Annotated in this window: 34 protein-coding genes, 1 tRNA gene, 1 other RNA gene and 1 riboswitch; of the genes, 4 read left to right on the top strand and 32 right to left on the bottom strand. The window is 47.3% G+C overall.

Annotated elements, in window-relative coordinates; genetic code table 11:
• Positions 1-120 precede the first annotated feature (120 nt).
• The 3 genes from ZMOB_RS05555 to ssrA all read left to right on the top strand — a co-directional run bounded on the left by ZMOB_RS05555 (position 121) and on the right by ssrA (position 3153).
• On the top strand, positions 121-1134 hold the full coding sequence (locus ZMOB_RS05555) for a sensor histidine kinase (RefSeq protein ID WP_012817267.1): 1014 nt from the start codon (positions 121-123) through the stop codon (positions 1132-1134).
• A gap of 56 nt (positions 1135-1190) precedes the next feature.
• Positions 1191-1268, top strand: a riboswitch (Fluoride riboswitch).
• A 32-nt stretch (positions 1269-1300) separates the two neighbouring features.
• On the top strand, positions 1301-2791 hold the full coding sequence (locus ZMOB_RS05550; protein WP_014500852.1) for a voltage-gated chloride channel family protein: 1491 nt from the start codon (positions 1301-1303) through the stop codon (positions 2789-2791).
• Positions 2792-2804: 13 nt separating this feature from the next.
• Positions 2805-3153: a transfer-messenger RNA gene (gene ssrA / locus ZMOB_RS09860) on the top strand.
• A 141-nt stretch (positions 3154-3294) separates the two neighbouring features.
• Here the strand turns inward: ssrA and ZMOB_RS05545 are convergent.
• A complete protein-coding gene (locus ZMOB_RS05545) occupies positions 3295-4737 on the bottom strand; it encodes a SulP family inorganic anion transporter (protein ID WP_014500851.1) in 1443 nt (480 codons plus the stop codon).
• A gap of 408 nt (positions 4738-5145) precedes the next feature.
• Between ZMOB_RS05545 and trpC the strand changes: the two genes are divergently transcribed.
• Positions 5146-5940 carry an indole-3-glycerol phosphate synthase TrpC gene (gene trpC / locus ZMOB_RS05540; protein WP_014500850.1) on the top strand — a complete coding sequence of 265 codons (795 nt, stop codon included), beginning with the start codon at positions 5146-5148 and terminating at the stop codon, positions 5938-5940.
• Positions 5941-6048: 108 nt separating this feature from the next.
• On the opposite strand, the gene icd is transcribed toward trpC, so the two are convergent.
• The 31 genes from icd to tuf form a co-directional block, all read right to left on the bottom strand.
• Positions 6049-7311: an NADP-dependent isocitrate dehydrogenase gene (icd, locus tag ZMOB_RS05535; RefSeq protein ID WP_014500849.1), complete on the bottom strand. Its 1263-nt coding sequence runs from the start codon at positions 7309-7311 to the stop codon at positions 6049-6051.
• Positions 7312-7376: 65 nt separating this feature from the next.
• Positions 7377-9647: an aconitate hydratase gene (locus ZMOB_RS05530; protein WP_014500848.1), complete on the bottom strand. Its 2271-nt coding sequence runs from the start codon at positions 9645-9647 to the stop codon at positions 7377-7379.
• A gap of 529 nt (positions 9648-10176) precedes the next feature.
• Positions 10177-10267, bottom strand: a tRNA-Ser gene (locus ZMOB_RS05525).
• Between the two features lie 144 nt (positions 10268-10411).
• Positions 10412-10834: a 50S ribosomal protein L17 gene (gene rplQ, locus ZMOB_RS05520; protein ID WP_011240448.1), complete on the bottom strand. Its 423-nt coding sequence runs from the start codon at positions 10832-10834 to the stop codon at positions 10412-10414.
• Between the two features lie 119 nt (positions 10835-10953).
• Positions 10954-12015: a DNA-directed RNA polymerase subunit alpha gene (locus tag ZMOB_RS05515; RefSeq protein ID WP_011240447.1), complete on the bottom strand. Its 1062-nt coding sequence runs from the start codon at positions 12013-12015 to the stop codon at positions 10954-10956.
• Between the two features lie 92 nt (positions 12016-12107).
• A complete protein-coding gene (rpsK, locus tag ZMOB_RS05510) occupies positions 12108-12497 on the bottom strand; it encodes a 30S ribosomal protein S11 (protein WP_011240446.1) in 390 nt (129 codons plus the stop codon).
• Positions 12498-12561: 64 nt separating this feature from the next.
• Positions 12562-12930: a 30S ribosomal protein S13 gene (rpsM, locus tag ZMOB_RS05505; RefSeq protein WP_011240445.1), complete on the bottom strand. Its 369-nt coding sequence runs from the start codon at positions 12928-12930 to the stop codon at positions 12562-12564.
• Positions 12931-13263: 333 nt separating this feature from the next.
• Entirely contained in the window at positions 13264-13935 is a 672-nt protein-coding gene (locus ZMOB_RS05500; protein WP_011240444.1) for an adenylate kinase, read from the bottom strand.
• Between the two features lie 32 nt (positions 13936-13967).
• Positions 13968-15356 carry a preprotein translocase subunit SecY gene (secY, locus tag ZMOB_RS05495; RefSeq protein ID WP_011240443.1) on the bottom strand — a complete coding sequence of 463 codons (1389 nt, stop codon included), beginning with the start codon at positions 15354-15356 and terminating at the stop codon, positions 13968-13970.
• A gap of 285 nt (positions 15357-15641) precedes the next feature.
• On the bottom strand, positions 15642-16133 hold the full coding sequence (gene rplO / locus ZMOB_RS05490; protein ID WP_014500847.1) for a 50S ribosomal protein L15: 492 nt from the start codon (positions 16131-16133) through the stop codon (positions 15642-15644).
• A gap of 150 nt (positions 16134-16283) precedes the next feature.
• Positions 16284-16460, bottom strand: coding sequence for a 50S ribosomal protein L30 (rpmD, locus tag ZMOB_RS05485; RefSeq protein WP_011240441.1), 177 nt, complete (start codon positions 16458-16460; stop codon positions 16284-16286).
• Positions 16461-16467: 7 nt separating this feature from the next.
• Positions 16468-17169 carry a 30S ribosomal protein S5 gene (rpsE, locus tag ZMOB_RS05480; RefSeq protein ID WP_011240440.1) on the bottom strand — a complete coding sequence of 234 codons (702 nt, stop codon included), beginning with the start codon at positions 17167-17169 and terminating at the stop codon, positions 16468-16470.
• Positions 17170-17526, bottom strand: a complete 357-nt coding sequence (rplR, locus tag ZMOB_RS05475; RefSeq protein ID WP_011240439.1) for a 50S ribosomal protein L18 — start codon at positions 17524-17526, stop codon at positions 17170-17172.
• Positions 17526-18059: a 50S ribosomal protein L6 gene (gene rplF, locus ZMOB_RS05470; protein ID WP_011240438.1), complete on the bottom strand. Its 534-nt coding sequence runs from the start codon at positions 18057-18059 to the stop codon at positions 17526-17528. Before rplF ends, rplR begins: the two co-directional genes overlap by 1 nt.
• Positions 18059-18454 (bottom strand): 30S ribosomal protein S8, encoded by a 396-nt coding sequence (rpsH, locus tag ZMOB_RS05465; RefSeq protein ID WP_011240437.1) that lies wholly within the window; start codon positions 18452-18454, stop codon positions 18059-18061. The genes rplF and rpsH overlap by 1 nt, the downstream gene beginning before the upstream one ends.
• A 13-nt stretch (positions 18455-18467) precedes the next feature.
• Positions 18468-18773 carry a 30S ribosomal protein S14 gene (rpsN, locus tag ZMOB_RS05460; RefSeq protein WP_011240436.1) on the bottom strand — a complete coding sequence of 102 codons (306 nt, stop codon included), beginning with the start codon at positions 18771-18773 and terminating at the stop codon, positions 18468-18470.
• A gap of 43 nt (positions 18774-18816) precedes the next feature.
• Complete coding sequence (gene rplE, locus ZMOB_RS05455) at positions 18817-19395, bottom strand: 50S ribosomal protein L5 (protein WP_011240435.1); 579 nt, start codon at positions 19393-19395, stop codon at positions 18817-18819.
• Complete coding sequence (rplX, locus tag ZMOB_RS05450) at positions 19388-19705, bottom strand: 50S ribosomal protein L24 (RefSeq protein ID WP_011240434.1); 318 nt, start codon at positions 19703-19705, stop codon at positions 19388-19390. The genes rplE and rplX overlap by 8 nt, the downstream gene beginning before the upstream one ends.
• The gene (gene rplN / locus ZMOB_RS05445; protein WP_011240433.1) at positions 19705-20076 is read right to left on the bottom strand and encodes a 50S ribosomal protein L14; all 372 of its coding nucleotides are present in this window, start codon (positions 20074-20076) and stop codon (positions 19705-19707) included. The genes rplX and rplN overlap by 1 nt, the downstream gene beginning before the upstream one ends.
• Before the next feature lie 68 nt (positions 20077-20144).
• Positions 20145-20396, bottom strand: a complete 252-nt coding sequence (rpsQ, locus tag ZMOB_RS05440; protein WP_011240432.1) for a 30S ribosomal protein S17 — start codon at positions 20394-20396, stop codon at positions 20145-20147.
• Between the two features lie 12 nt (positions 20397-20408).
• Positions 20409-20612, bottom strand: coding sequence for a 50S ribosomal protein L29 (gene rpmC / locus ZMOB_RS05435; RefSeq protein WP_011240431.1), 204 nt, complete (start codon positions 20610-20612; stop codon positions 20409-20411).
• A 2-nt stretch (positions 20613-20614) separates the two neighbouring features.
• A complete protein-coding gene (gene rplP, locus ZMOB_RS05430; RefSeq protein WP_011240430.1) occupies positions 20615-21046 on the bottom strand; it encodes a 50S ribosomal protein L16 in 432 nt (143 codons plus the stop codon).
• Positions 21047-21109: 63 nt separating this feature from the next.
• Positions 21110-21805: a 30S ribosomal protein S3 gene (gene rpsC, locus ZMOB_RS05425; RefSeq protein WP_011240429.1), complete on the bottom strand. Its 696-nt coding sequence runs from the start codon at positions 21803-21805 to the stop codon at positions 21110-21112.
• A 1-nt stretch (position 21806) separates the two neighbouring features.
• Entirely contained in the window at positions 21807-22187 is a 381-nt protein-coding gene (gene rplV / locus ZMOB_RS05420; protein WP_011240428.1) for a 50S ribosomal protein L22, read from the bottom strand.
• Positions 22187-22462, bottom strand: a complete 276-nt coding sequence (gene rpsS / locus ZMOB_RS05415; RefSeq protein ID WP_011240427.1) for a 30S ribosomal protein S19 — start codon at positions 22460-22462, stop codon at positions 22187-22189. Before rpsS ends, rplV begins: the two co-directional genes overlap by 1 nt.
• A 2-nt stretch (positions 22463-22464) precedes the next feature.
• Complete coding sequence (gene rplB, locus ZMOB_RS05410) at positions 22465-23301, bottom strand: 50S ribosomal protein L2 (protein WP_011240426.1); 837 nt, start codon at positions 23299-23301, stop codon at positions 22465-22467.
• Between the two features lie 4 nt (positions 23302-23305).
• Positions 23306-23617, bottom strand: coding sequence for a 50S ribosomal protein L23 (locus ZMOB_RS05405; RefSeq protein ID WP_011240425.1), 312 nt, complete (start codon positions 23615-23617; stop codon positions 23306-23308).
• Positions 23610-24233 (bottom strand): 50S ribosomal protein L4, encoded by a 624-nt coding sequence (gene rplD, locus ZMOB_RS05400; RefSeq protein ID WP_011240424.1) that lies wholly within the window; start codon positions 24231-24233, stop codon positions 23610-23612. The genes ZMOB_RS05405 and rplD overlap by 8 nt, the downstream gene beginning before the upstream one ends.
• 2 nt (positions 24234-24235) lie before the next feature.
• The gene (gene rplC, locus ZMOB_RS05395; protein ID WP_011240423.1) at positions 24236-24964 is read right to left on the bottom strand and encodes a 50S ribosomal protein L3; all 729 of its coding nucleotides are present in this window, start codon (positions 24962-24964) and stop codon (positions 24236-24238) included.
• Between the two features lie 314 nt (positions 24965-25278).
• Entirely contained in the window at positions 25279-25590 is a 312-nt protein-coding gene (gene rpsJ / locus ZMOB_RS05390) for a 30S ribosomal protein S10 (RefSeq protein WP_012817274.1), read from the bottom strand.
• Between the two features lie 106 nt (positions 25591-25696).
• Positions 25697-26890 (bottom strand): elongation factor Tu, encoded by a 1194-nt coding sequence (tuf, locus tag ZMOB_RS05385; RefSeq protein ID WP_011240421.1) that lies wholly within the window; start codon positions 26888-26890, stop codon positions 25697-25699.
• Between the last annotated feature and the right edge of the window lie 43 nt (positions 26891-26933).

Below are 26933 nucleotides of genomic sequence, written 5' to 3'. Positions count from 1 at the left end.
TCTTTAAAGATCCTCCTTTTTTTTGCATAAAAAGAAGGCCATAGAACAAACAGTGATAAAGATAGTCTCAAACTGTCTTTTTATAGGAAATACCAGAATATTGTATCTGGGGGAGGATGCATGGTCTTAATCCGGAATACCCCGGTCATGCACAGGATGTTAGAGCTTTTGCCTTTATGGCAAAATAAACCATGGCTCGGGAATATCTGCGCTTTGATTTTTGTAGGATGTGCCTTCCTTGTCCGTAGTATTATTGGGCATTTTTTACCGGCAGGTTATCCTTTCGTGACCTTTATGCCGACAATGCTTGTGGTTACTTTCCTCTTTGGGACAAGACCGGGTATTATCGCGGCTATTCTTAGCTTGATGGTTGCGCCTTATTTTATCGAAGAAGGAAGCCGATTTAACGGTGTATTGGTCTGGTTTCTTTGTCTGCTAGAAACAGTCACGGATATGGGATTGGTGATTGCGCTACAGCAAGGTAATTACCGCCTCCAGAAAAAGCGTGCCTATAATCAGATGCTGGCTGAACGCAATGAATTGCTGTTTCATGAATTACAGCATCGCATTTCAAATAACTTACAGGTTATTGCGTCATTATTGCGGATGCAAAGCCGCAGCATCACTGATGAAAAAGCCAAGGAAGCTATTGATGCCTCTGTTCGGCGGATTCATATGATCGGTGAATTACAGCGGGCGCTTTATATTAAAAACGGGAATCAGCTTGGGGCAAAACTGATCCTTGATCGCTTGATCAAAGAGGTCATTGCGTCCAGTAATCTCCCGAATATCCGCTATAAAATAGAAGCTGAAGACCTGATCTTACCGTCAGATATGGCAATCCCTTTAGCGCTTGTATCGGCTGAATCCGTTTCAAACGCGTTAGAGCATGGCTTTAAAGGCGATCATAAAGACGCGTTTATTGAAATTAAGCTTCAAAAAATTGGCGGGCAAATCGAGCTTACCATTTCCAATAATGGCAAACCTCTTCCCCAAGGCTTTTCCCTTGAAAAGGTCGATAGCTTAGGCCTGAAAATTGCGGCTATGTTTGCCCGCCAATTCAAAGGAAAATTCACCTTAAGTAATCAGCCTAACCGTTATGTGGTTTCTAGCCTTATTTTGCCTTGCGGTTAGGGAATGACCATTTCCATTATCCACTGACTTGACTTTTGGCATTATTTTGGCCTTAATATAGATAAGGTAATGGAATCTACCTGATCCTTTCTATGGATCGAACCGCCCTTTAGGCTGATGACTCCTGCTCAAACATATTTTTATGATTGAGGAGTCATGCCTGCTGATGATCGTTCTTGGCGGAACACGGTTTGGCTCCTTGATTAAAGGATGCCAGATGTATCAGTTATTTTTAAAATACAAACCCTATCGGCTTATTTTGCTGTTTAAATGGCTCGCTATCATTTTCCCATTGGCAGCTATTATCGGCAGTTGTTGTGCCCTGTTCCTATGGTCATTGGAATGGGCGACAAAAACGCGTTTTCTCTATCCAGCGCTTCTTTTCGGATTGCCTATTGCTGGTTTTATCACTTCATGGCTTTACAGCCGTTACGGTAAATTGGCGGCTGGTGGAAATAATCTCATTTTGGAAGAGATTCATAAGCCGAATGTAGGTGTCCCGTTACGAATGGCACCCCTTATTTTTATATCGACCGTTATAACTCATCTTTTTGGTGGCTCGGCAGGTCGAGAAGGCACGGCTGTCCAGTTAGGCGGTAGTATCGCCAGCGGCATAGGCAAAATCGCAGGGCTTGATAAAAAAGATATTCGCTTGCTCCTGATATCAGGTATTGCCGCCGGTTTTGGTGCTGTTTTTGGAACGCCTGTCACGGGAGCGATCTTTGCCCTAGAAGTGCCGGTTATTGGTCGATTAGAATATCGCGCGCTTATTCCAGCTTTAACAGCGGCGATCTTGGGTGACTGGGTCTGTCGCCTTTGGGGGATGGATCATCTGCGTTATAGCATGGCCTCCTTTAGCCAGATGGGGCATTTCCAATTAAATATTATTCTCTTTTTTAAAGTTATTCTGGCCTCAATCGCCTTTGGTGTTATCGCCCGCCTCTTTTCGGAAAGTCTCGCCAATAGCGCCCAATGGTTTAAAAAAGTTATTCCATCGGCACCTCTTATCAGTTTTACGGGCGGTCTTATTGTGATTGCTCTCGTTTATATTACCGGAACGAGAGACTATCTTGGTATAGGAACGATTGCAGCTCAACCTAATGGATTACAGTTAGGTAGTTTTTTTGACCCCCAACAGCATCATTATTGGAGTTGGTTACTCAAATTTATCTTTACAGTGGTTACTCTTAGCACTGGTTTTAAGGGGGGTGAGGTAACGCCCCTTTTCTTTGTCGGAGCCGCCTTGGGTAGCACCATTGCCCATATCATTGGCGCGCCTGTCGATCTTTTTGCTGGCATTGGTTTTATTGCTGTCTTTGGTGCCGCTGCTAACACGCCCCTCGCCTGTATTATCATGGGGGTAGAGATGTTCGGAGCCGATAACATCGTTTATTTCGCCGCCGGATGTTGCACCGCTTATATCTTTAGCGGATATTCAGGGATTTATTTATCCCAAACCATCGGCACAGAAAAACCGGATATTCGTTCAGACACAATTTTGGCACAAAGCCTCAAAATGTTGCAGAGAAATTGGTGGACACCTGCCAGTGATCCTTTGATCTTTGCTAAAATTGATCCATCAGAAAAAGAGCCGAATCCAGCGGAGAAAGCCAAAGAAGAAGCGACTGCTGCAAGTGATCATGCAAAGTTTTTATAAAAATTTACGGACAGCTATTGCCTTTATGGCTGTCCGACCTTAGCTAGAGAGCGTCACTTCGGTGACTACGATGGTAGACTGTTAAGTGAAATAGACTCGACGGACCCGGAGGGCAGTACTCCGGCGCCTCCACCAACAGCCGCGGATAGCAAGCCACTGTTGTTGATGGGGGCGAAACAGGATCGACGTGTGTAGTAAAGACTTGATTGCCATCCGGCGTGATTGAGCCGTTAAACCGATCATTTTTATAAGTGCCAACGATAACGAGGTACTCGCTGTTGCTGCGTAATGGAAACCTTCACGGGTAGACATTACTAAGTAAGAGCGCGGTTGGGCTGCACCGGGCAACAGAAGCAGATTCCAGCGGTTCGGGAAGCACCGGGCAACAGAAGCTTCCCATTTCTATTATCAAAAGCCATCATGGCTTTTTCTATCTATGTATTTCCCACACTGATTTTCAGCAAAAGTCTCTTTTAGCGCTTCTGCCGTCCTACTGATGAATATCAATCTGTTAGCTTATCAATCAAAACTGAACTGGCTTTATTCAGGCCAATAACCGTCAACTCTGCTTTGTGATGGCTAAAGCGCTCCTGCACCTTTTGAAAGGCTTCTACAGCAGTTACATCCCATAAATGGGCATGCGTCAGGTCAATCGTTACCGAACGTCCCTCAATATCCTTCATATCAAACGCATCAATAAACATATCGGCAGAGGCATAGAAAACCTGTCCCCTGACTTGGTAGATACGCTTATTCTCTTCATCAACAGCCTTTACCTTGATTAAAGACGCAATTTTAAAGGCAAAGAATAAGCTGCTTAACAGCACCCCAACAATGACACCGGCAGCTAGATTATGAGTCAGGACAGTAACCAGCACTGTTGCGATCATCACGATAATTGAAAGTTTCGGCTGCCGTTTAATATCCGAGAAAGATTGCCAGTTAAAGGTGCTGATAGAAACCATCACCATAACAGCGACCAAGGCAGCCACAGGGATTTCAGATACCCAAGACCGAAGTCCTAGCATAAAAATCATCAAAAACATGCCAGCGGCAAAAGTAGATAGTCGCCCCCTGCCCCCATATCGGACATTACCAACGGTCTGTCCGATCATACCACATCCCGCAATGCCCCCGAAAAGGCTGGCAGCGATATTGGCAATGCCTAATCCCCATGATTCCCTATCTTTATCGCTGCTGCTATCGGTCAGATCATCTACCACAAAAGCGGTCATGATCGATTCCAATAGCCCGACCATCGCTATCGCCAAGGCTGGCATCAAGATAATCTGCAAGGTCTGCCAATTATGGGGAACATTCGGCAATGCCCAATGGGGCAAAGTAAGCGGTAATTGTCCTAATTCGGCGACAGTTTTTACCTGTAAATGGAAGAAATGAGAAATCAGAGTGAGAATAACAATCGCAATCAAGGGCGATGGAATGCTGCGAATTAAACGGGGCGCGGCATAAATAATCACTAGCCCAAGCCCGATCAAAATCAGCCCTTGGGTATTCGCGCCCAATATTTGGGGAAGCTGGGCTGAAAAAATCAGAATAGCCAAAGCATTAACAAATCCCGTCCGCACTGGACGAGCAACGAAACGCATCAGAATAGATAACCGCAGCAGACCAAAAATAATTTGGAACACCCCAGCAAGAATACCGGCGGCTAACAAATATTGTAATCCATGGCCATGAACCAACGCCGCTGCAACTAAGGCAACCGAACCGGCAGCCGCCGAAATCATGGCAGGCCTTCCGCCCGAAAAAGCAATAACAAGACCAATGACAAAAGACGCATATAATCCGACTTGCGGATTAATGCCTGCAACCGAACTAAAAGCAATGACTTCTGGAATAAGCGCGAAGGTCGCTACCATACCCGCCAATAATTCTCGTGTAACGTAAACGGGCAGGTTTGCTTTTGGACTCTTTGCGCTGGTCATCGGGTATCCTTAAAAATGCTAGGCCTTGCCGAAGAATTGAGATTGCCATCTTTTACCAGAGCTCAAAATTTTACCGAAAGATTTTAGCTCTATTTATCCGGCTTCCTCGAAGGAAAATCTGCGATGGGAAATATCAATTCAGTTTTTTGGGCAAGATCAAGGTTTTGGGATTTAGCAAGGCTGAGCCCGATCGTCAAAATATCAGGAATATTGCCGATAATATGACCAAAATTTCACTTCAAATGATGAAGTGAAGGATAATTTCTTTATACTAAGACTTCTAAAGATCAGCTTTAAGATCGGCTGATTATCCCTTATGGGAAAGGATATTTTCAAAAATCTATCTATCAGTTCATTTTTAAAAATGGATATAGCAGATTTCAACTCTCCCCTTTTCACGGATCACCGATGTCAAATATTCTTACAGAGATCTGCGCCACCAAGGCAGAATTCGTGGCAGAACGAAAAAAACAGATTGGGAATAATGCCCTTCTTGATTTGATAAAGGCACAGACGCAACCCCGTGGTTTTCGAGCTGCCCTAGAAAAAAAGAGAGCGCGAGGGCAATTCGGGCTTATTGCAGAAATCAAAAAAGCTAGCCCTTCAAAAGGGTTAATCCGTTCTGATTTTACACCAGCAGCCCATGCCCGTGACTATGAAGAAGGCGGTGCAGCCTGTTTATCCGTTTTAACAGATCGCCCCTATTTCCAAGGCCATGAAGATTATTTAATCGCGGCCAGACAAGCGGTAAAGTTACCCGTCCTTCGTAAAGATTTTATGATTGACCCGTGGCAGGTAACCGAAGCTAGAGCCATCGGTGCCGATGCGATCTTGATTATCGTTGCGGCCTTGGACGATCAACAGATGCAGGATATTGAAGCCGCCGCTTTAGAATATGGCATGGATGCTTTGGTAGAAGTCCATAGTCATGATGAGATGGAGCGGGCGTTAAAATTGAAATCCCGTCTTATTGGCGTCAATAATCGCGATTTGCGAGACTTTTCGGTCAGTTTTGACCGCACCTATGAATTAGTGGGTTCAGCCCCCAAAGATTGCACCTTTGTTGCGGAAAGCGGTATCCGCAATCATGATGATTTGGTGGCTATGCAGCGTCATGACATTGGCTGTTTTTTAGTAGGTGAAACTTTAATGCGGCAAGATGATCTGAGAAAAGCCACAAAGGATTTATTGGGATTATCCTAAAGACTTTTGACGATAGGATAATCTGCCTTTCATAAAGGCATTTTCTGTAGTTATTTATTTTTAATAAAAATTCCGGCCACCTAAATCAGGCAGCCGGAATTTTAAAATTTATAGATGGGCCACCATCTCTTCTGTAAATTGGCTGGTAGGCAGCGCAACGCCTTCTGGCATGAATCGCGCCAAATCAACCGTAGCATGTCTCTTCTGGAACAGTTTTTCCATAGCCTGACTAATCAGCTTGCCGACTTCGAACCATCCAAGATAGTCAAACATCATGGCACCTGACAGTAACAGCGAAGACGGGTTAGCCTTATCTTCCCCAGCGATATCCGGTGCCGTGCCATGGGTCGCTTCAAAGATCGCATGTCCGGTGGCATAGTTGATATTAGCACCCGGTGCGATACCAATACCGCCAACCATGGCGGCCAACTGATCGGAGATATAATCGCCGTTCAAATTCATGGTTGCAATAACCGAATAATCTTCAGGTTTCAGAAGAGTATTCTGCAAGAAGGCATCGGTAATCACATCTTTAACGATAATTTTTCCAGCAGCCTTGGCCGCCTGCAAAGCCTTGTCAGCAGCTTCGGCACCTTGTGCCTTTTTCAGCTGATCATATTGGTTCATCGTAAAAAGTTTATCGCCAAATTCACGTTCAGCTAAGGCATAGCCCCATTGTTTAAAGCCGCCTTCTGTGAATTTCATGATATTGCCTTTATGCACCAAGGTAATCGATGGTGCTTTCTGGGCAATAGCATATTCGATAGCCGCACGAACAAGCCGTTCAGAGCCGTCAATAGAAACGGGTTTGATGCCGAAAGAAGAGGTTTCAGGGAAACGGACCTTGGTAACGCCCATTTCTTCATGCAAGAATTTATAAAGCTTTTTGGCATCATCCGTGCCTTCCAGCCATTCAATACCCGCATAAATGTCTTCGGTATTTTCCCGAAAAATAGTCATATTGACTTTTTCAGGGTGTTTGACCGGTGTTTCGACACCTTTAAACCAGCGAACTGGGCGCAAACAAACAAAGAGATCCAGTTCCTGCCGCAAAGCTACATTTAAAGAACGAATACCGCCGCCGATAGGCGTTGTCAGAGGGCCTTTAATACCGACAAGATAGTCTTTGAAGGCAGTCATCGTTCCATCAGGCATCCATGAGCCTGTTTGGTCAAAAGCCTTGCCGCCAGCTAAAACCTGTTTCCATTCAACGCGGCGTTTGTCGCCATAAGCCTTTTCGATGGCTTTATCGAAAATCGTCTGAGCAGATTGCCAGATTTCGGGTCCGACACCATCGCCTTCAATAAAAGGAATAACGGGATAATCGGGAACCTGTAATTTACCTTCGGTAAACGTTATTTTTTCACTCATCACTATTCCTCATAGCAGGCCTATCTGCCTCAAAAGAGGCGATAGCCCCGCTTTCTTCACCCCAATTATGAGGCTTTATATTCAGACTTTAATTTATTCAGTGCACTACCGGCGCGGAACCATTCAATCTGTGTCTGATTATAGGTATGGCTCACTTCAAAAGACTCTGTGGAGCCGTCTTTATGGGTCAACTGAACCGTTAAATTCTTACCCGGTGCAAAAGAGGTTAAACCTAAAATGCTGATTTTGTCTTCTTCTTGGACTTTGTCATAATCGGCTTTATTGACAAAAGTCAGCGCCAACATGCCTTGCTTTTTCAAGTTGGTTTCATGAATGCGGGCAAAAGATTTAACAATAATCGCCTTCACATTAAGAAAACGCGGTTCCATCGCCGCATGTTCGCGCGATGAACCTTCACCATAATTTTCTTCGGCAACAACAATCGAGCCTAAACCTTCGGCTTTATATTTTCTAGCCAAAGCAGGGACAGCCATATAGTCGCCTGTTTCAGGATCAATCACAGAATTGGTTTTATGGTTAAAGGCGTTTACCGCACCAATCAGCATATTATTGGCAATATTATCCAAATGGCCACGGTAACGCAGCCAGACACCTGCCATAGAGATATGATCAGTCGTGCATTTACCCGTCACCTTAATCAGCAAAGGCTGATTGATAATATCTTTGCCATTCCAAGGCGCAAAAGGTGCCAGTAATTGCAGACGCTCGGAATCTGGTGCGACAGTTACCTTAATCTGGCTGCCATCTTTGACAGGCGCAATATAACCTGCTGATTTAAGGGTGAAGCCCTTCTTCGGCAATTCATCGCCAATCGGTTCTGCCAGTTTTACCTGCTCACCCTTTTCATTGGTTAGGGTATCTTTAAGCGGGTTAAAGTTTAAGCTCCCCGCGATTGAAAAGGCCGCAACCATCTCCGGTGAGCAAACAAAGGCATAAGTATTGGGATTGCCATCATTTCTTTTTGCAAAATTGCGGTTAAAAGAAGTGACAATAGAATTCTTTGGCGCTTTATCAGCGCCTTCACGCCGCCATTGACCGATACAAGGGCCGCAAGCATTGGCCATAATAACGGCACCAGCCTGTTCAAAATCGCCAATCAGACCATCGCGCTCGGCTGTTTCTTTGACCTGTTCGGAACCCGGATTGATAATAAGCTGGGATTTAACCTTAAGATCCAAAGAATTTGCATTTTCAATAATCGAGGCTGCTCGGCTTAAATCTTCATAAGAAGAATTGGTGCAAGAACCGATAAGGCCTGCTTCCATCTTTTCAGGATAGCCATGCTCGGCAACTGCTTTGGCAAATTCTGATACAGGATATGCGAGATCAGGCGTGAAAGGACCATTGACGTAAGGCTCAAGGCTACTGAGATCAATTTCAATCACGCGATCGTAATAAGAAGCAGGATCAGCCAAAACCGCGTCATCGGCTCTGAAACAGTCTTCTAGAGACTGCCCAAGATCAGCAATTTCACTACGATCAGTCATTTTCAGATAATCAACAGATTTCTGATCGAATGGGAAAATCGAAGTCGTAGCCCCAACTTCTGCCCCCATATTGCAGATTGTTGCCTTTCCGGTCGCGGAAAGAGCGGCGGCGCCATCGCCAAAATATTCAATAATTGAATTGGTGCCACCTTTGACGGTCAAAATACCAGCAAGTTTTAGGATAACATCCTTAGCAGAAGCCCATCCTGACAATTTACCCGTCAATTTTACCCCGATAATCTGGGGCATTTTCAGTTCCCATGGCAAACCAGCCATCACATCAACGGCATCCGCGCCGCCAACGCCAATAGCAATCATCGAAAGACCGCCTGCATTGGGAGTGTGGGAGTCGGTTCCAATCATCATCCCACCAGGGAATGCATAATTTTCTAACACGACCTGATGAATGATACCTGCGCCCGGTTTCCAAAAACCGATACCATATTTATTCGAAACGTCTTTTAGAAAGCTGTAGACTTCCTGATTGCTCTTTTCTGCTGCGATCAGATCATCATGGGCGTTTTTATAGGCTAAAATCAGATGATCACAATGAACCGTAGAGGGAACAGCAACCTTGTCCCGTCCAGAATTTAAAAGCTGCAATAACGCCATCTGGGCGGTGGCATCTTGCATCGCGACCCGATCAGGGGCGAAGTTAACGTAATCAACGCCTCGTCGATAAGGCTTAAGTACTTCGCCTTCAGCTAAATGGGCATAGAGTATTTTCTCTGTCAGCGTTAACGGCTTACCTAATGCGATTTGTATTTTATGGATTTTATCACGATAGCCCTGATAAACACGCTGGATCAAATCAACATCAAAAACCATTTTACGCTTTCACTTCTATAAGTTCACTCTCTTTGCAAAATTCTCATATCATTCAATTGTCAGGATTTATATTTATTTTTTTATCTAATGGCACATTGTAATAGATATATTTTAAAAGACATAAATTGTAATAATATTACATTTTATCAAAAAAGACGCTTTGTAAAATTATAGAAATCTTGGGCTGGGATAAAAATTTAATTACAAAACCTTAATTCAGAAATACTGACCGATAAATTAAAACAAGACTAATGGATATATGATCGAATAATTTGAAAAATTTATTGCTATCTTATGGCAAGACACAAGGGCGCGTTTCAGCAGAGCTGATATATAATTTAGGAAAACGCCACTTAGAAAAATTACAGAAATAATTGGGGCTGAATAAACTATCGGAATTTTAATATTTTGATTGGCTAGACCCAAAAATTCGATGAGAAAATGAGGATTACCTTAGCCGATTAAAGCTAGTCCTCTATTTTTTAAAATAAGGGGAAAATGGAAAGTCAGGAAACCAGTTTCAAAAAACTGGCGGAGCGGGTGGGATTCGAACCCACGAGAGGCGGTTAGCCCCTACACACTTTCCAGGCGTGCGCCTTCGACCACTCGGCCACCACTCCGCATTTGTGTTGCGGGGTGCAGCTCTAATCATCTCGAGCAAAAAAGGCAAGCCCTGCTTTGATTTTTTTGAAATTTTTTAGAAAAAAACAAAAAGAAAGGGGCTAATAAGCCCCTTCCCTTTTTAAAATAAGCTTTGAAAGAAATCAGGCTTCTTCATTTTCCTGTTCTTCAACCTGAACAGGGCCAGAATCCTGACCTTTTGCCGTGGTATCGCGATCAACCAATTCAATCACAGCCATCTGGGCTGCGTCGGAAGCACGGATACCGGCTTTGATGATACGCGTATAGCCACCGTTACGATCTTTGTAACGTTCAGCCAAAACGTCAAACAGCTTTTTCAGCTGAGTATCGTCCAGCAACCGGCTATGAGCTAAACGACGGTTAGCCAAGCCACCTTTTTTAGCCAGCGTGATAAGCTTTTCGGTGTAAGGACGTAATTCACGTGCCTTAGCCAAAGTCGTGATGATCTGTTCATGCTTAATCAGAGCCGCTGACTGATTGCGGAACAAAGCCAGACGATGGCTGGAAGTACGTTGCAGCTTGCGGCCGCCTACACGATGACGCATTTTAAATCCTTTCGTTTGTTCTCAAGGCCGTTTCAGGTACCTTGGACCACGCTTTTTTAAAGAGAGCGCCTAACTCTGCTGCGAAAGACCGGCCTGATTTTCAGGCCGGTTTACAGAAATCAATATTCCTGTTCGAGCTTTTTGGCCATTTCCTCAATATTTTCAGGCGGCCAACCAGGGATTTCCATACCCAGACGCAATCCCATACCGGACAGCACTTCCTTGATTTCATTCAAGGATTTACGGCCAAAATTCGGGGTGCGCAGCATTTCTGCTTCAGTCTTCTGGACAAGATCACCGATGTAAATGATATTGTCATTCTTGAGACAGTTAGCAGAACGAACAGAGAGTTCTAATTCGTCAACCTTCTTGAGAAGGTTACGATTAAGCTGATTAGCACTATTTTCAGCTTCGCTGCTGGAAGAAGGCAGCGAGCTCTGTCCAATAGCAGAGGTTGGCGGAGCCAGACCATCATCAAAGTGGACAAAGAGCTGAAGTTGATCCTGAAGGATACGGGCTGAATAAGCAATCGCATCTTCCGGCGAAATGGTACCATCGGTTTCGATCGTCAACAAAAGCTTGTCGTAATCGAGTTCCTGACCAACGCGGGCATTTTCGACTTTATATGCAACCTGTCTTACCGGAGAATAAAGCGCATCAACTGGAATAAGACCAATAGGTGCATCTGCCGGACGGTTAGCCACAGCGGCAACATAGCCTTTGCCGGTATCAACGGTCAATTCAGCATTAAAGACGGCACCCTGATCAAGATGACAGATCACTAATTCTGGATTCATCACCTCGATATCACCGCTAACAGCAATATCGCCGGCAGTAACCACACCTGGGCCGGTACGAGAAATATGAAGGCGACGGCTACCGTCTCCCTGCATTTTAATCGCGACCTGCTTGATATTAAGAACGATATCGGTCACATCTTCACGAACCCCATTCAGGGACGAGAATTCATGCAACACATTTTCGATCTTGATAGCCGTAATGGCTGCCCCTTGCAGTGAAGATAACAGCACACGGCGCAGTGCATTACCAAGCGTCAGACCAAAGCCGCGCTCTAATGGCTCGGCAACAAAAGTTGCCTTGCATTTGCCGTTCCCGCTCGCTTTCTTTTCCAGGGCGTTGGGCTTTTTAAGTTCCTGCCAGTTCTTAGCGTTGACAGCCACGTTCGTCCCCTTGTGAGTTGAGCCGGCAGGGCTGCCCGCCGGCCACCAAAAAAATGGAAAAGGAAGGACACTGATGCCCTTCGCCAGATCGATCAGACACGACGCCGTTTAGAAGGACGCACGCCATTATGCGGAATCGGGGTCACATCACGGATAGAAGTGATATGAAAACCGACAGCCTGCAAAGCGCGAAGGGCAGATTCACGACCTGAACCCGGACCTTTAACTTCGACTTCTAAAGTGCGGACACCATGTTCAGCGGCCTTTTTACCGGCATCTTCTGCGGCAACCTGTGCAGCATAAGGCGTCGATTTACGGCTGCCCTTGAAGCCCATCATACCAGCAGATGACCAGGAAATAGCATTTCCCTGTGCATCGGTGATGGTGATCATTGTATTATTGAAGCTGGCGTTAACATGAGCTACGCCGGCTGAAATATTTTTACGCTCGCGTCTTTTAACGCGCTGCGGTTCGCGTGCCATATCCTAAAATTCCTCAGGCTGGATGATGCAAAAGCAAAAAGATATCTTTTAAGAAGATATCTGCTTATTTCTTCTTGCCAGCGATGGGCTTAGCTTTACCCTTACGCGTGCGTGCATTGGTGTGAGTGCGCTGGCCACGGACAGGCAACCCTTTACGATGACGCAAACCGCGATAGCAGGCAAGATCCATCAAACGCTTGATGTTCATAGCGACCTGACGGCGAAGATCACCTTCAACCGTATAGTCAGCATCAATAGCTTCACGAATCTGCAATACTTCGTTGTCAGAAAGATCCTGGACACGCCGTTCCGGCGCGATACCAAGCTTGGTAACGATTTTCTTAGCCGTGGTCGGACCGATACCATGAATATAGGTAAGTGCGATCTCTACACGTTTGTTTGTCGGGATATTGACACCCGCAATACGAGCCATGTCTGTAATCTCCTGCTCCACGAGATATGTGGCACATATCTCATCTCAGCGCTTTTTTTATTACAGCTATCACCCCAGACATGCCGAAACACCCCTGCGATTGACAACTGCAAAAGAGCAAGCTTGCTAACCGTTAGGTAGGCATGAGTCAAGGACAACTGATACAAAACCAGCAATTATTCTCTTTTTCTATAAAAAATCTTTAAAAAAATAGCAATAAAAAAGCCCACTCAAAAGATCATAGAAAATGAAGCGTGGAACAACCCTATTTTAATATAAAAAAGGCAGGCCATAAATGACCTGCCTTTGAGATATAAAAGCAGAAAAAGCGCATTATGCAGAGATAGGTTTAGCACCCTTCTCTTTCAGAATTTCTGCGATTTTAGTCGCGACGTCTCCCATGGGGAGCATCCCGTCTACGTAAGCGACAATGCCTCTCGCTTCATAAACCGGCAAAATTGGGGCAGTCTTTTCGTGATATTCTACTAATCTTGCCCGAACGGCTTCTTCATTATCATCAGGGCGACGTTTGAATTCAGTAGAACCACAGATGTCACAAACCCCTTCTTTGTGGGGGCGTTTGAATTCATCGTGATATCCAGCGCCACATTGAGCACAAACATAGCGTCCGACAATCCGCTTTACTAAGGCGTTTTCATCGACTTTGATCTCAATGACGCAATCAAGTTTGCTGTGGCGTTCTGCCAATAACTTATCGAGCGCTTCAACCTGAGGTTTTGTCCGAGGAAAACCATCAAAAATGACGCCATTTTTGGTATCGGGTTTATCGAGACGCTCGCCCAAAATTCTGATCATCAGGTCATCAGGAATCAGCTTACCAGCCTTCATCAATTCGCCAGCGATTTTGCCCACTTCAGTACCTTCTTTAACGGCCTGACGCAAAATATCACCTGTAGAGAGCTGAACCATCCCAAAGTCATGGACTAATCGATGGGCTTGTGTTCCCTTGCCAGCCCCCGGCGGGCCAAAAAGAATAATGTTCATTGTAAAGATTCCGATTTATTAAACAGGAAAACCTATTTCAATCTTTGGCGCCGCCGAATGCTCTTACCACGCAATTTCGACTTACGGATTAAGTCACCATATTGATGGGCAATCAAATGGCTTTGGATCTGGGTGACCGTGTCAATCGTCACATTAACAACGATCAACAGACTGGTTCCGCCAATAGCAAAAGAAGTCATACCCAACTCGCTAGCCATAAATTCTGGCACTAAACAGATGCAAGTCAGATAAGCGGCTCCGATAACCGTAATACGGGTCAGCAAATAATCGAGATAATCTGCGGTGGCTTTACCTGGACGGATACCGGGAATAAAACCGCCATAGCGCTTCAAATTATCAGCTGTTTCTTCTGGATTGAAAACAATGGCCGTATAGAAGAAGCTGAAGAAAACGATCCCGATCCCGTATAAAAGCATATACAGCCATGTGCCATGTGCCAGATACTGGTTGAGCGTAATCAGAATATTGCTCCACCGTCCCCCTGCAGTCACCCGCTGGCCAGCAAATTGCGTAATCGTCAATGGCATTAATAAAACAGAAGACGCAAAAATGGGCGGGATGACATTAGCGGTATTTAACTTTAACGGCAGATGGCTTTTATCCGCCTGCATCATCCCATTAGCAGATTGGCGTTTAGGATACTGAATTAAAACACGCCTTTGCGCTCGTTCCATAAAACAGATGAACAGAACCAAGGCCGCTACAACAGCAATAACAGCAATAATCAGAGCAGGATTAACAGCTCCGCTTCTTGTACGTTCCAGCGTATTCAGAATAATAACCGGAAGCTGTGAAACAATCCCCGCCATAATGATAAGCGATGTTCCATTCCCCACGCCGCGGCTTGTAATCTGTTCACCTAGCCACATCAAAAACATGGTACCGCCAATCAGGGAAATCACGCAGCTGATGCGGAAAAGTAAACCCGGATCGACGACGGCAGATAAGCCCGCAGGCGTTTTCCAGTTTTCTAATCCAACGGCAATAAAATACCCTTGAATCGCAGTCAGAAGAACCGTGCCGTAACGCGTATATTGGTTCAGTTTTTTTCGGCCACTTTCACCTTCTTTTTTCAAAGCCTCAAGATGTGGGCTAAGAGAGGTTGAAAGCTGAACGACAATAGAAGCCGTAATATAAGGCATTAATCCCAAAGCGATCAATGACATACGACTTAGAGAACCACCGGAAAAAGTATTAAAGAAATCCAGCACACCACCATGTGTCTGCGCAAAAAGCGCGCCCATAGTGCGCGGATCAATCCCCGGTAACGGCACAAAAGAAAGTAACCGAAAAACAATCAAAGCCAGAAAGGTAAACCACAAGCGCTTTTTAAGGTCAGTGGCCTTCCCAAACTGGGATAGATTGAAATTAGAGGCAAATTGATTGGCTGCTGATGCCATTATTCAGTCGAACCCCGAAAAAATTGCTGATAGATTTTAAAAAACTATCATGACGTATGATCGACATGCCGCAAAAGATAAAGAGAAAGCTCGAGCCTTATCTTCTTTCCACGACCTCTTGAGTAATAAAAACTCAAGAACCGGACATAGAGGGTTTAAGCAGTGAATGCAAAGTTGACAACCAAGCCTTTGCCTAAAATGACGTTTATTCCAGAAAAAACGGCCTGCAAAGGTAAATACCTTAACAGACCGTCCTTCTTTTAATCAGGCTTGGTGCCTAGCCTATTAGGCGTCTGTCTTTTCAACATTGCGACGAGCAATGATTTCAACCGATCCGCCAGCCTTTTCAACGGCTTCGCGGGCAGCTTTAGAAATGCCAGCAACTTTGAAGGTTACTTTAGAAGCAATCTCACCTTTACCGAGGATACGAACACCATCTTTACCACCGCGGGCAACACCAGCCGCTTTTAAAGCCTGGTGGTCGATCGGATTTTTGGCATCAAGACGGCCAGATTCAATCAGCTTTTGAACAACGCCAAGGTTAACTTCAGCATAGTCTTTGCTGAAAACATTGTTAAAGCCGCGTTTCGGGAGACGCATATAGATGGGCATCTGTCCACCAGCGAAACCATTAATCGAAACACCAGAACGGCTTTTCTGACCTTTTTGACCGCGACCAGCGGTTTTACCAAGACCAGAACCAATACCGCGACCAACGCGGACACGACCAACGCGTGAACCGGCGTTATCTTTCAGACTATTTAATTTAAAAGACATATTAAAAGCACTCGCTTTCGCTTTTGGCGCGCAGAAAAATTTTCAAGGAAAGCCTATGCGCATCAAAGCTTTCCAAAACAAAAACAGCGCCTCTCTTATCGAGACGACGCTGTTCTTTGCCAATTTCCTTATCAAAAGACAAGGAAAAGATTAGTTCTCAACTTTAACCAGATGAGCAACCTTGCGAAGCATACCCCGAACATCGGGCGTATCCTTCAATTCGCGGGTGCGATGCATCTTGTTGAGGCCAAGACCAATAAGCGTTGCACGCTGATCTGGGCTACGACGGATAGGAGAACCAATCTGAGTAACTTTAAGAGTTGCCATCACATTTTTACTCCACAACCGCAGCAGCTTCAGCTTCAGCCTTAGCTGCAGATGCACCACCGCGACCGAAGAGATCAGCAATCCGTTTACCGCGGCGCTGGGCTACGGCTTTCGGGCTTTTCTGATCGTTCAGTGCTTCAAAGGTAGCACGAATCATATTGTAAGGGTTGCTGGTGCCAACAGACTTCGTCACGACGTCAGCAACACCAAGGCTTTCGAAGATGGCGCGCATTGGACCACCAGCGATGATACCGGTACCTGACGGTGCCGAACGCAGATAGACCAGACCAGCACCGAAACGGCCACGACCATCATGATGCAAGGTACGACCTTCACGAAGCGGGACGCGAATCATCGTCTTTTTAGCTGCGGCAGTTGCCTTGGAAATAGCTTCCGGCACTTCGCGAGCTTTACCATGACCAAAGCCAACGCGGCCTTTACCGTCACCAACAACAACCAAAGCGGCGAAACCGAAGCGCTTACCACCTTTAACCGTCTTAGAAACACGGTTAATGTGAACCAGCTTTTCAATCAGCTCTTCACCAGCTTCTTCGTTGCGACGGTCATCACGGCGACCACGACCATCACGGCCACGACCACCACGACCACGGCCACCACGACCACGACGTTCGTTGTTCGGATTGGTGCCGTTAGCAGCATTGGCAACTTCGGCATTTTCCGTTTTCTGGATTTCGCTTTCGTTAGCCATTTAGAACTCCAATCCGCCTTCACGGGCAGCATCAGCCAGAGCTTTTACCCGCCCATGAAACAAAAATCCCCCGCGGTCGAATACAACCTTGGTAATACCAGCCGCTGAAGCGCGTTCGGCTAAACGTTTACCCGTTTCAGCCGCAGCTGCAACAGTCGCACCAGATTTGTCTCTTACAGCTTTTTCCAGTGTGGAAGCTGCAACAACGGTGCGTCTCTGATCATCATCAATAACCTGAGCATAAATATGCTGGCCAGAACGGTGAACAGATAAACGAGGACGATGATTACCCTTGGCACGCAGCGTGGTACGAACCCGCTGACGACGCCGTTCAAAAAGAGAAAGACCTTTGGCCATTATTTCTTCTTCCCTTCCTTACGGAAGATGAACTCACCGGCATACTTGATACCCTTACCCTTATAGGGCTCAGGACGACGCCAGCGACGAATCTCAGCCGCGACCTGACCAACTTTCTGCTTATCAATACCAGAGATATTGACAGTCGTTGGTTCCGGCGTCTGGATCGTGATACCTTCCGGTATAGCAAAATCGATATCGTGGCTGTAGCCAAGCTGCAGTTTCAGGGTTTTACCCTGTGATGCAGCACGATAACCGACACCCGTGATCTGAAGGGTTTTAGAATAACCTTGAGTCACACCATCGATCAGATTCTGTACCAATGTACGCTGCATACCCCAGAAAGAGCGGGCACGCTTCGTGTCATTGACAGGCTGTACAGAAAGCTGACCATCTTCAAGTGAATAGGTCACTTCAGAAGACAAAGGCATAGAAAGCTCGCCTTTGGGGCCTTTTACTGAAAGTACACCGTCTGCAATATTTGCGGTGACGCCCGTCGGGATAGCCACCGGTTTTTTACCGATACGGCTCATCAGAACACCTCCGCAAGGACTTCACCGCCGACATTCTGGTCGCGGGCTTCTGCATCAGAAAGAACACCTTTCGGCGTTGAAACGATCGTGATGCCAAGGCCATTACGGACACGCGGTAATTCGCGAGAACCAGAATAGATACGACGACCCGGTTTTGAAACACGAGCCAGATGATGAATAGCCGGCTGGCCTTCAAAATATTTCAGCTCAATGCGCAGTGCGTCATGATTGCCAAGCTTGGCTTCAGTATAACCGCGAATATAGCCTTCACGTGCCAGCACATCTAATACGCGAACACGTAATTTAGAGGCAGGAGATACCACGCTATCTTTGCGGGCATGCTGGCCGTTGCGAATGCGGGTGAGCAAATCACCCAGAGGATCGGACAATGCCATTTTATATATCCCCTTACCAGCTCGACTTGGTGACGCCTGGAATCAGGCCTTTATTAGCCAGATCACGCAACTGGATGCGGCAGAGCTGGAACTTACGATAATAACCGCGCGGGCGGCCGGTTAAAGCACAACGATTGCGAACACGCGTTGGATTCGCATTTCGTGGCAATTCAGCCATTTTCAGCCGTGCAACAAGACGATCCGTCTCATCAAGGCTCTTGTCATTGGCAGCAGCCTTTAACCGAGAATATTTACCGGCATAGGCTTTAGCCATTTTTTTGCGCTTTTCGTTCTTGTTAATCGAACTCAGTTTCGCCATGACTTAAGTTCTCTTTCCTTAAAGAGCTGCCTGATTCATGAAATCAGGCTGCCTTTTTCTGTGTAGTGTCAGCCGGGAACGGAAAGCCGAACAAACGAAGCAATTCACGTGCTTCTTCATCCGTCTTAGCCGTAGTGGCAACAACGACATCCATACCGCGGATGGTGGAAACCTGATCATAGCTAATTTCCGGGAAAATCAGCTGTTCTTTGATACCGGTAGCATAGTTGCCACGACCATCAAAGGATTTTGGGTTCAATCCACGGAAGTCACGCACGCGAGGCAGCGCGATCGTCAGAAAACGATCGAGAAACTCGAACATACGTTCACGACGGAGCGTTACCTTGACACCGATCGGCATACCTTCGCGCAATTTAAACTGCGCAATGGATTTTTTTGCACGGGTGACGACAGGCTTCTGACCAGCAATCAGCTCCATTTCAGCTGCGGCTTGGTCAACCTTTTTCTTGTCCTGCGTCGCTTCACCAACGCCCATATTCAGGACGATTTTCGTGAGTTTCGGGACTTCAAAAGCATTTTTATAACCGAATTTCTCGGTCATTGCTTTGATGATCTCGTCATCATACTGCTTTTTCAGGCGCGGAACATAGGCTTTAGCCATTGATCGTCTCCCCTGATTTTACAGCGATGCGTACTTTCTTACCATCGCGAACATCAAAACGGACCCGGGTGGCTTTACCCGTTTTCGGATCTTCGATTGCAACCTTAGAGGCAGCAATCGGCGCTTCCATACGATCCAGCCCGCCCTGGGGGTTAGCCTGGCTTGGTTTACGATGACGGGTAATAATATTGATACCCGAAACGATAACCTTGCCTTCTTGTGGCAGAGCCTGGGTTACTTCGCCATGCTTACCTTTGTCCTTGCCGGACAAGATAACCACGCGATCACCTTTTTTAATTTTAGCTGCCATTACAACACCTCAGGCGCAAGTGAAATAATTTTCATATGGTTACGCGCCCGTAACTCACGTACCACCGGACCAAAAATACGAGTACCAATAGGTTCGCCACTCGTTTTATTGATCAGAACAGCCGCATTACCGTCGAAACGAATCACCGAACCATCGGCGCGATGAATATCTTTGGCAGTGCGAACGATAACGGCACGATGGACGTCACCCTTCTTAACGCGCCCGCGCGGTGCGGCTTCCTTGACTGATACAACGATGACATCGCCAACAGTCGCGGTACGACGCTTAGAACCGCCCAGCACCTTGATGCACTGCACCCTCTTCGCACCGCTGTTGTCGGCAACGTCAAGGTTCGTTTGCATCTGGATCATATAATTAGACCCTTCTTTTTAACCCGGACTAGCCGGGAAAGCCTCTCTATACCTGCAAGCTTAAATAATTAAGCAGCAGACGCTTTATCTGCTTTTTCAAGCACACGCCATGATTTAAGTTTCGAAATCGGCGCGCATTCTTCAATACGCACAGTTTCGCCTTCATGATAGGCGTTTTGCTCGTCATGAGCATGATATTTTTTCGACAAGCGGATGATCTTACCGTAAAGGGGATGTTTCACTTTACGCTCGACCAAAACCACTACCGTTTTGTCGGTCTTATCAGAGACCACGGTTCCCGTCAGCACACGTTTGGGCATGATGAGAAATCCTTACTTGGTTGCCGAGCGCTGACGCTCGGCCTGTAAAGTCTTAATCTGAGCAATAGTGCGACGCACTTCGCGAACCCGGGCGGGCTTTTCCAGCTGGCCAGTGGCTGACTGGAAACGCAGATTGAACTGCTCACGCTTCATTTCACCCAGCTCGACGGCAAGTTGATCGTCACTCTTTGCTTTGAGATCGTCAATCTTCGCCATATTTAGGCCTCTTCATATATGGTCTCACCCAAACGGGCAACGACCTTCACTTTGATGGGCAATTTCGCTGCGGCGCGTTCAAAAGCAACGCGAGCGATCGGGCCAGGAACACCATCTAATTCAAAAAGAATCCGACCGGGTTTCACACGAGCGACCCAGAATTCCGGTGAACCTTTACCGGAGCCCATGCGGACTTCAGCAGGTTTGCTGGAAACGGGAACATCCGGGAAAATACGGATCCACAGCCGTCCCTGACGGCGGATATGACGGGTAATAGCACGACGAGCAGCTTCGATCTGGCGCGCGGTAATCCGATCTGGCTCCATAGCCTTCAGACCATACGCACCGAAATTAAGCGTAGCACCGCCAGGTGCATTACCATGAATACGACCCTTGTGGGCCTTACGAAATTTAGTTCGTTTCGGTTGCAGCATTTTAATTCGCCTTCTGACACCGATTATCCGGTCGATCAGGCGACGCTGATAAGGGAGTTACCCTTATCGCGTCGGCCGGACCCCCGACGTCTGAGCTTCTACCATCAGCCGATCTTGGGCTAAGGGATCATGAGCCATGATTTCACCCTTAAAGATCCAGACCTTGATTCCACACACACCATAAGCGGTATGCGCTTCAGCTTCGGCATAATCGACATTTGCGCGCAAGGTATGCAACGGCACACGGCCTTCACGATACCATTCAGTCCGGGCAATTTCAGCACCACCCAAACGACCACCGCAAGTGATTCTGACGCCCTGAGCACCAAGACGCAGAGCAGACTGAACAGCACGCTTCATCGCGCGCCGGAAAGCAACACGCCGTTCAAGCTGATCGGCAATGCCCTGGGCGACCAACTGAGCATCGATTTCCGGTTTACGGATTTCGACGATATTCAGAGAAACGCCACTTTCAGTCATGGAGTCCAGTTTCTTACGCAGCTTTTCAATATCTGCGCCTTTTTTACCGATGATAACACCGGGACGGGCAGCATAAATTGAAATGCGGCATAATTTAGCCGGACGCTCAATCACCACTTTCGAAATCGCTGCCTGCGGCAGCGTTTTCATGATGAATTTGCGGATCTTGATATCTTCAAGCAACAGCTGGCCATAATCGCCACCTTGGGCAAACCAACGGCTGTCCCATGTACGATTAATCTGCAGCCGCATACCGATCGGGTTAGATTTATGACCCATCTTATTCAGCCTCTTCCTGTTCGCGGACAACGACACGGATGCGCGAAAATGGCTTGATGATCTGAGTCGAACGACCGCGAGCACGGGTTGCGAAACGCTTCATCACGATCGACTTACCGACCGATGCCTCTTTCACAATCAGAGCGTCAACGTCGAGATTGTGGTTATTCTCGGCGTTAGCAATAGCAGAAGCAAGAACCTTGCGGACATCTTTTGCCATTGCCTTCTTGGAAAAGCTCAAAATGTTCAGGGCTTCACCAGCTTTCTTGCCACGGATTAAACCCGCAACAAGATTCAGCTTGTAAGAGCTACCGCGAACGGTGGTGGCGACGGCTAAGGCCTCCTTTTCACCGACGCGACGGGGAGCTTGCGGCTTAGACATTAGCGCTTACCCTTCTTGTCAGCGGCATGGCCAGGGAAAGTACGCGTTGGCGCAAATTCACCCAGTTTATGACCAACCATTTCTTCATTGACTAGTACCGGCACAAATTTGCGGCCATTATAGACATTGAAAGTCAAACCAACAAACTGTGGCAGAATCGTCGAACGACGCGACCAGGTCTTGATGGGAGCCCGGTTGCTGCTGTCCTGCGCTGTCTCTGCTTTTTTCAACAGAGACAGTTCGACAAACGGACCTTTCCAAACGGAGCGGGCCATGCTTACCTCTTCTTCTTCGCGTGACGCGAACGGATAATGAACTTGTCCGTCGCCTTATTCGAACGGGTGCGAGCACCCTTGGTCGGTTTACCCCAAGGCGTTACCGGATGACGACCACCAGATGTGCGGCCTTCACCACCACCATGCGGATGATCGACAGGGTTCTTTGCAACACCACGGGTCAACGGGCGGCGACCAAGCCAACGGTTACGGCCGGCTTTGGCAAAATTCTGGTTGGCATTGTCAGAGTTGGATACGGCACCAACTGTAACCATGCAATCAGAACGGATGTAGCGCTGTTCACCTGAATTCAGGCGAATCATTACCATGCCTTTGTCACGACCAACGATCTGAGCATAAGCACCGGCTGCGCGAGCGAGCTGGCCACCCTTGCTGGGTTTAAGTTCGATGTTGTGCACAATGGTACCAAGCGGAGCTTGGCCGATTTCCATGGCATTGCCGGGTTTCACATCGGCTTTGCGAGAAGCAACAATGGAATCACCAACACCCAAACGCTGCGGAGCAAGAATATAAGATAAGGTTTTATCTTCATATTCAACCAGGGCAATAAAAGCTGAACGGTTGGGATCGTATTCAATCCGCTGAACCGTAGCTGGCATATCCCATTTACGACGTTTGAAGTCGACAAGCCGATATTTCTGCTTGTGACCACCACCGATACCGCGTGAAGTTCTGTGACCTTTGTTGTTCCGGCCACCGGTTTTATTCTTCCCTTCAGTGAGGGCTTTAACCGGGCTACCTTTCCACAAAGACGAGCGGTCGACCAGGATAAGGCCACGGCGGGCCGGGCTGGTCGGATTATAATGCTTAAGAGCCATCGTCCTAGACCCCTGTCGTCACATCGATTGACTGACCTTCAGCCAGAGTCACGATCGCCTTTTTGACGTCTGACCGCCGATAAGGACGGCCTTTCCACTTTTTGGTCTTGCCTTTGGTGATAACAGTATTCACCGATTTGACAGAAACCCCGAACAAAGCTTCAACAGCTTCTTTAATCGCAGGTTTGGTCGCATCAGCGGCTACTTTGAAGACCACCGCGTTAAATTCAGAGACCATAGTCGATTTTTCAGTGATGTGCGGACCGAGCACAACATCATAGTGGCGAATTGCCACCCCATCCTGACTTTTAGCCATTGAGACGAGCCTCCAGCTTTTCAACAGCGGCGCGAGTCAGCACCAGCGTGTCATGTTTCAGAATGTCGTAGACATTGGCACCTACGGCCGGCAATACATCAAGACCGACAAGGTTGCTTGAGGCACGAGCAAAATTTTCATTGACCGTATCGCCATCAACAACCAGAACCTTTGGACCAAAGCCTAAAGACTGAATCTGTGCGGCTAAGAGCTTGGTCTTTGCTTCAACGTCCAAAGCTTCGATGACAACTAAAGTGCCCGTTTTTGCTTTGGAAGACAGAGCCATACGAAGACCAAGGGCGCGAACCTTCTTGTTTAAAGAAGGATTGAAAACGCGCGCTCTTGCACCATGAGCTTTACCACCACCGATAAAGATAGGTGAGCGACGATCGCCATGACGGGCGGTACCACCACCTTTTTGACGGCCGAATTTTTTACCAGAACGTGCAACGTCAGAACGTTCACGCGTAGCGCGGGTCGGCGCACGGCGTTTTTCCAACTGCCATGTTACGACACGATGCAAAATATCAGCACGCGGTTCGATACCGAATACGGCATCGTTAAGCTCGATGCTACCCTTCTTAGAGGCATCGAGGGACTGAACTTCAACCTTCATGATCAGCCCTCCTGACCTTCTGCGGCCACCGGCGCAGCCGGAGCCTCGTTGCCATTCGCGGCTTTAATGGCGGCCGGATAAGGAGCGTCGGTTGGACGTGCTACTTTAACGGCATCACGAATAATCAACCATGCACCCTTTGAACCGGGGACAGAACCACGAACAAAAATCAGATCGCGTTCAGCATCGGTAGAAATAACTTCCAAATTCTGCTGAGTCCGCTGGCGGGCACCCATATGGCCAGCCATTTTCTTGTTTTTGAAAACGCGACCCGGATCCTGACGATTACCGGTAGAACCATGGGAACGGTGAGATAAGGACACACCATGGGTGGCACGCAAACCACCAAAGCCCCAGCGCTTCATAGCACCGGCAAAGCCTTTACCCTGAGTCTGACCAGAAATATCGACCAACTGACCAGCAATAAAATGATCAGCTGAAATTGATGTTCCGACTTCGAGGACGGCGTCTTCGGAAACGGGGAATTCAACCAATTTTGCCTTCAGCTCTACTTCGGCTTTGGCAAAATGACCCCGTACAGGCTTGGTAACGTTTTTAGCTTTTGCAGAACCTGCACCAAGCTGAACAGCAACGTATCCATCCTGATCTTTATTTTTGACGGCCACGACCTGCACATCTTCGAGTTTCAGGACGGTTACCGGCACATGCCGACCATCTTCCTGAAACAGACGCGTCATTCCGACCTTCTTGGCGATCACGCCAGTACGCATGATCCATTACTCCTTCAGAGGCTCGCGACAGCGGCGAGCATGATAAACGAAAAGCTCCTACGTCCGAATGACGAAGGAGCCGGCCCCTTTACAATAGAAGCCCCCGCCAGGGCCATATACTATGAGACATAGTAAATAAGGCGGGGACGCATGACACCAGATAAAACTGGTCGGTATCCCTGCTTGTCTACAATGGTGAATATCGTATTTCGCTCGAGAAATCTACCCTTCCCTTTCAAAGAAAGAGAAAAAATATCACCATCGCAGAAATGGGAGGAAAACCGGTTATCTTAGTATCCGGCTCAAACGCTTTATTAAGCTAATTTGATTTCAACTTCAACACCTGCCGCGAGGTCAAGCTTCATTAAAGCATCAACGGTCTGGGGGGTTGGCTGAACGATATCCAGAAGGCGCTTATAGGTACGCACTTCAAACTGTTCACGCGACTTTTTATCGATATGTGGACCACGGTTGACCGTGAACTTCTCGATGCGCGTCGGCAAGGGAATCGGTCCGCGAATAAGAGCACCAGTCCGACGAGCTGTGTCGGCGATATCTCCTGTAGCCTGATCTAAAACACGATGATCAAACGCCTTGAGGCGAATGCGAATATTCTGCGTATCCATATCCCTAACCATTTCAAAGAACGAGGAGGCGCCTAAGACAAACTGTCTTTCGGCGCCCACCTAAAAAATGAGAGCTAACCGGCAGGATGCCGGTTAGCTAACGAAATTATTTAATGATGGAGCTGACAACACCAGCGCCAACGGTACGGCCACCTTCGCGAATAGCGAAGCGAAGACCCGGATCCATAGCGATCGGAGCAATCAATTTCACACCAAACGCAATGTTGTCGCCTGGCATAACCATTTCGACATCTTCAGGCAAAGTGATTTCGCCCGTAACGTCGGTGGTGCGGAAATAGAACTGCGGACGATAGTTCGCGAAGAACGGGGTGTGACGACCACCTTCATCTTTCGACAGAACATAAACTTCTGCCTTGAATTCGGTATGCGGCGTGATGGAACCCGGTTTAGCCAAAACCTGACCGCGTTCAACTTCCGTACGTGCCGTACCACGAAGCAGAGCACCGATGTTATCACCGGCCTGACCCTGATCCAGCAATTTGCGGAACATTTCAACGCCCGTAACGGTGGTCTTTTTGGTGTCACGAAGACCGACGATTTCGACTTCTTCACCGACCTTGACGATACCGGTTTCAACACGACCGGTAACAACCGTACCACGACCAGAGATGGAGAAAACATCTTCGATCGGCATCAGGAAGCTTTTGTCCAAAGGACGTTCCGGCTGCGGAATGTATTCATCAACAGCTGCCATCAAAGAAAGGATGGCTTCTTTGCCGATTTCCGGATTTTTGTCTTCCAGAGCAGCCAGAGCAGAACCCTTAACGATAGGAATATCGTCGCCCGGGAAGTCATAGCTGGAAAGAAGTTCGCGGATTTCCATTTCGACGAGTTCCAGAAGTTCTGGATCATCGACCTGATCGACCTTGTTCATGAAGACGACAAGGGCAGGAACACCGACCTGACGAGCGAGCAGGATGTGCTCACGAGTCTGGGGCATAGGACCGTCAGCAGCGGACACAACCAAGATTGCGCCATCCATCTGGGCAGCACCGGTGATCATGTTCTTCACATAATCGGCATGACCCGGGCAATCGACGTGGGCATAATGCCGGGTTTCGGTTTCGTATTCAACGTGAGACGTTGAAATCGTGATACCGCGTTCACGTTCTTCCGGAGCTTTATCGATGTTGGCATAGTCAACAAAGGTGTTGCCGCCACCAGCTTCAGCCAAAACTTTGGTAATAGCTGCAGTCAGGGTAGTTTTACCATGATCGACGTGACCAATGGTACCGATATTACAATGCGGCTTATTCCGCTCAAACTTAGCTTTCGCCATTAGTTACCTCTTTTTGTTACCGCTTTTATCACTATTGTATTGA

Origin of the sequence: Zymomonas mobilis subsp. mobilis ATCC 10988 (assembly GCF_000175255.2) — a bacterium.
Classification (GTDB): domain Bacteria; phylum Pseudomonadota; class Alphaproteobacteria; order Sphingomonadales; family Sphingomonadaceae; genus Zymomonas; species Zymomonas mobilis.
Note: the sequence above shows the minus strand (reverse complement) of the source record. Positions and strands in the feature narration are given on the sequence as shown.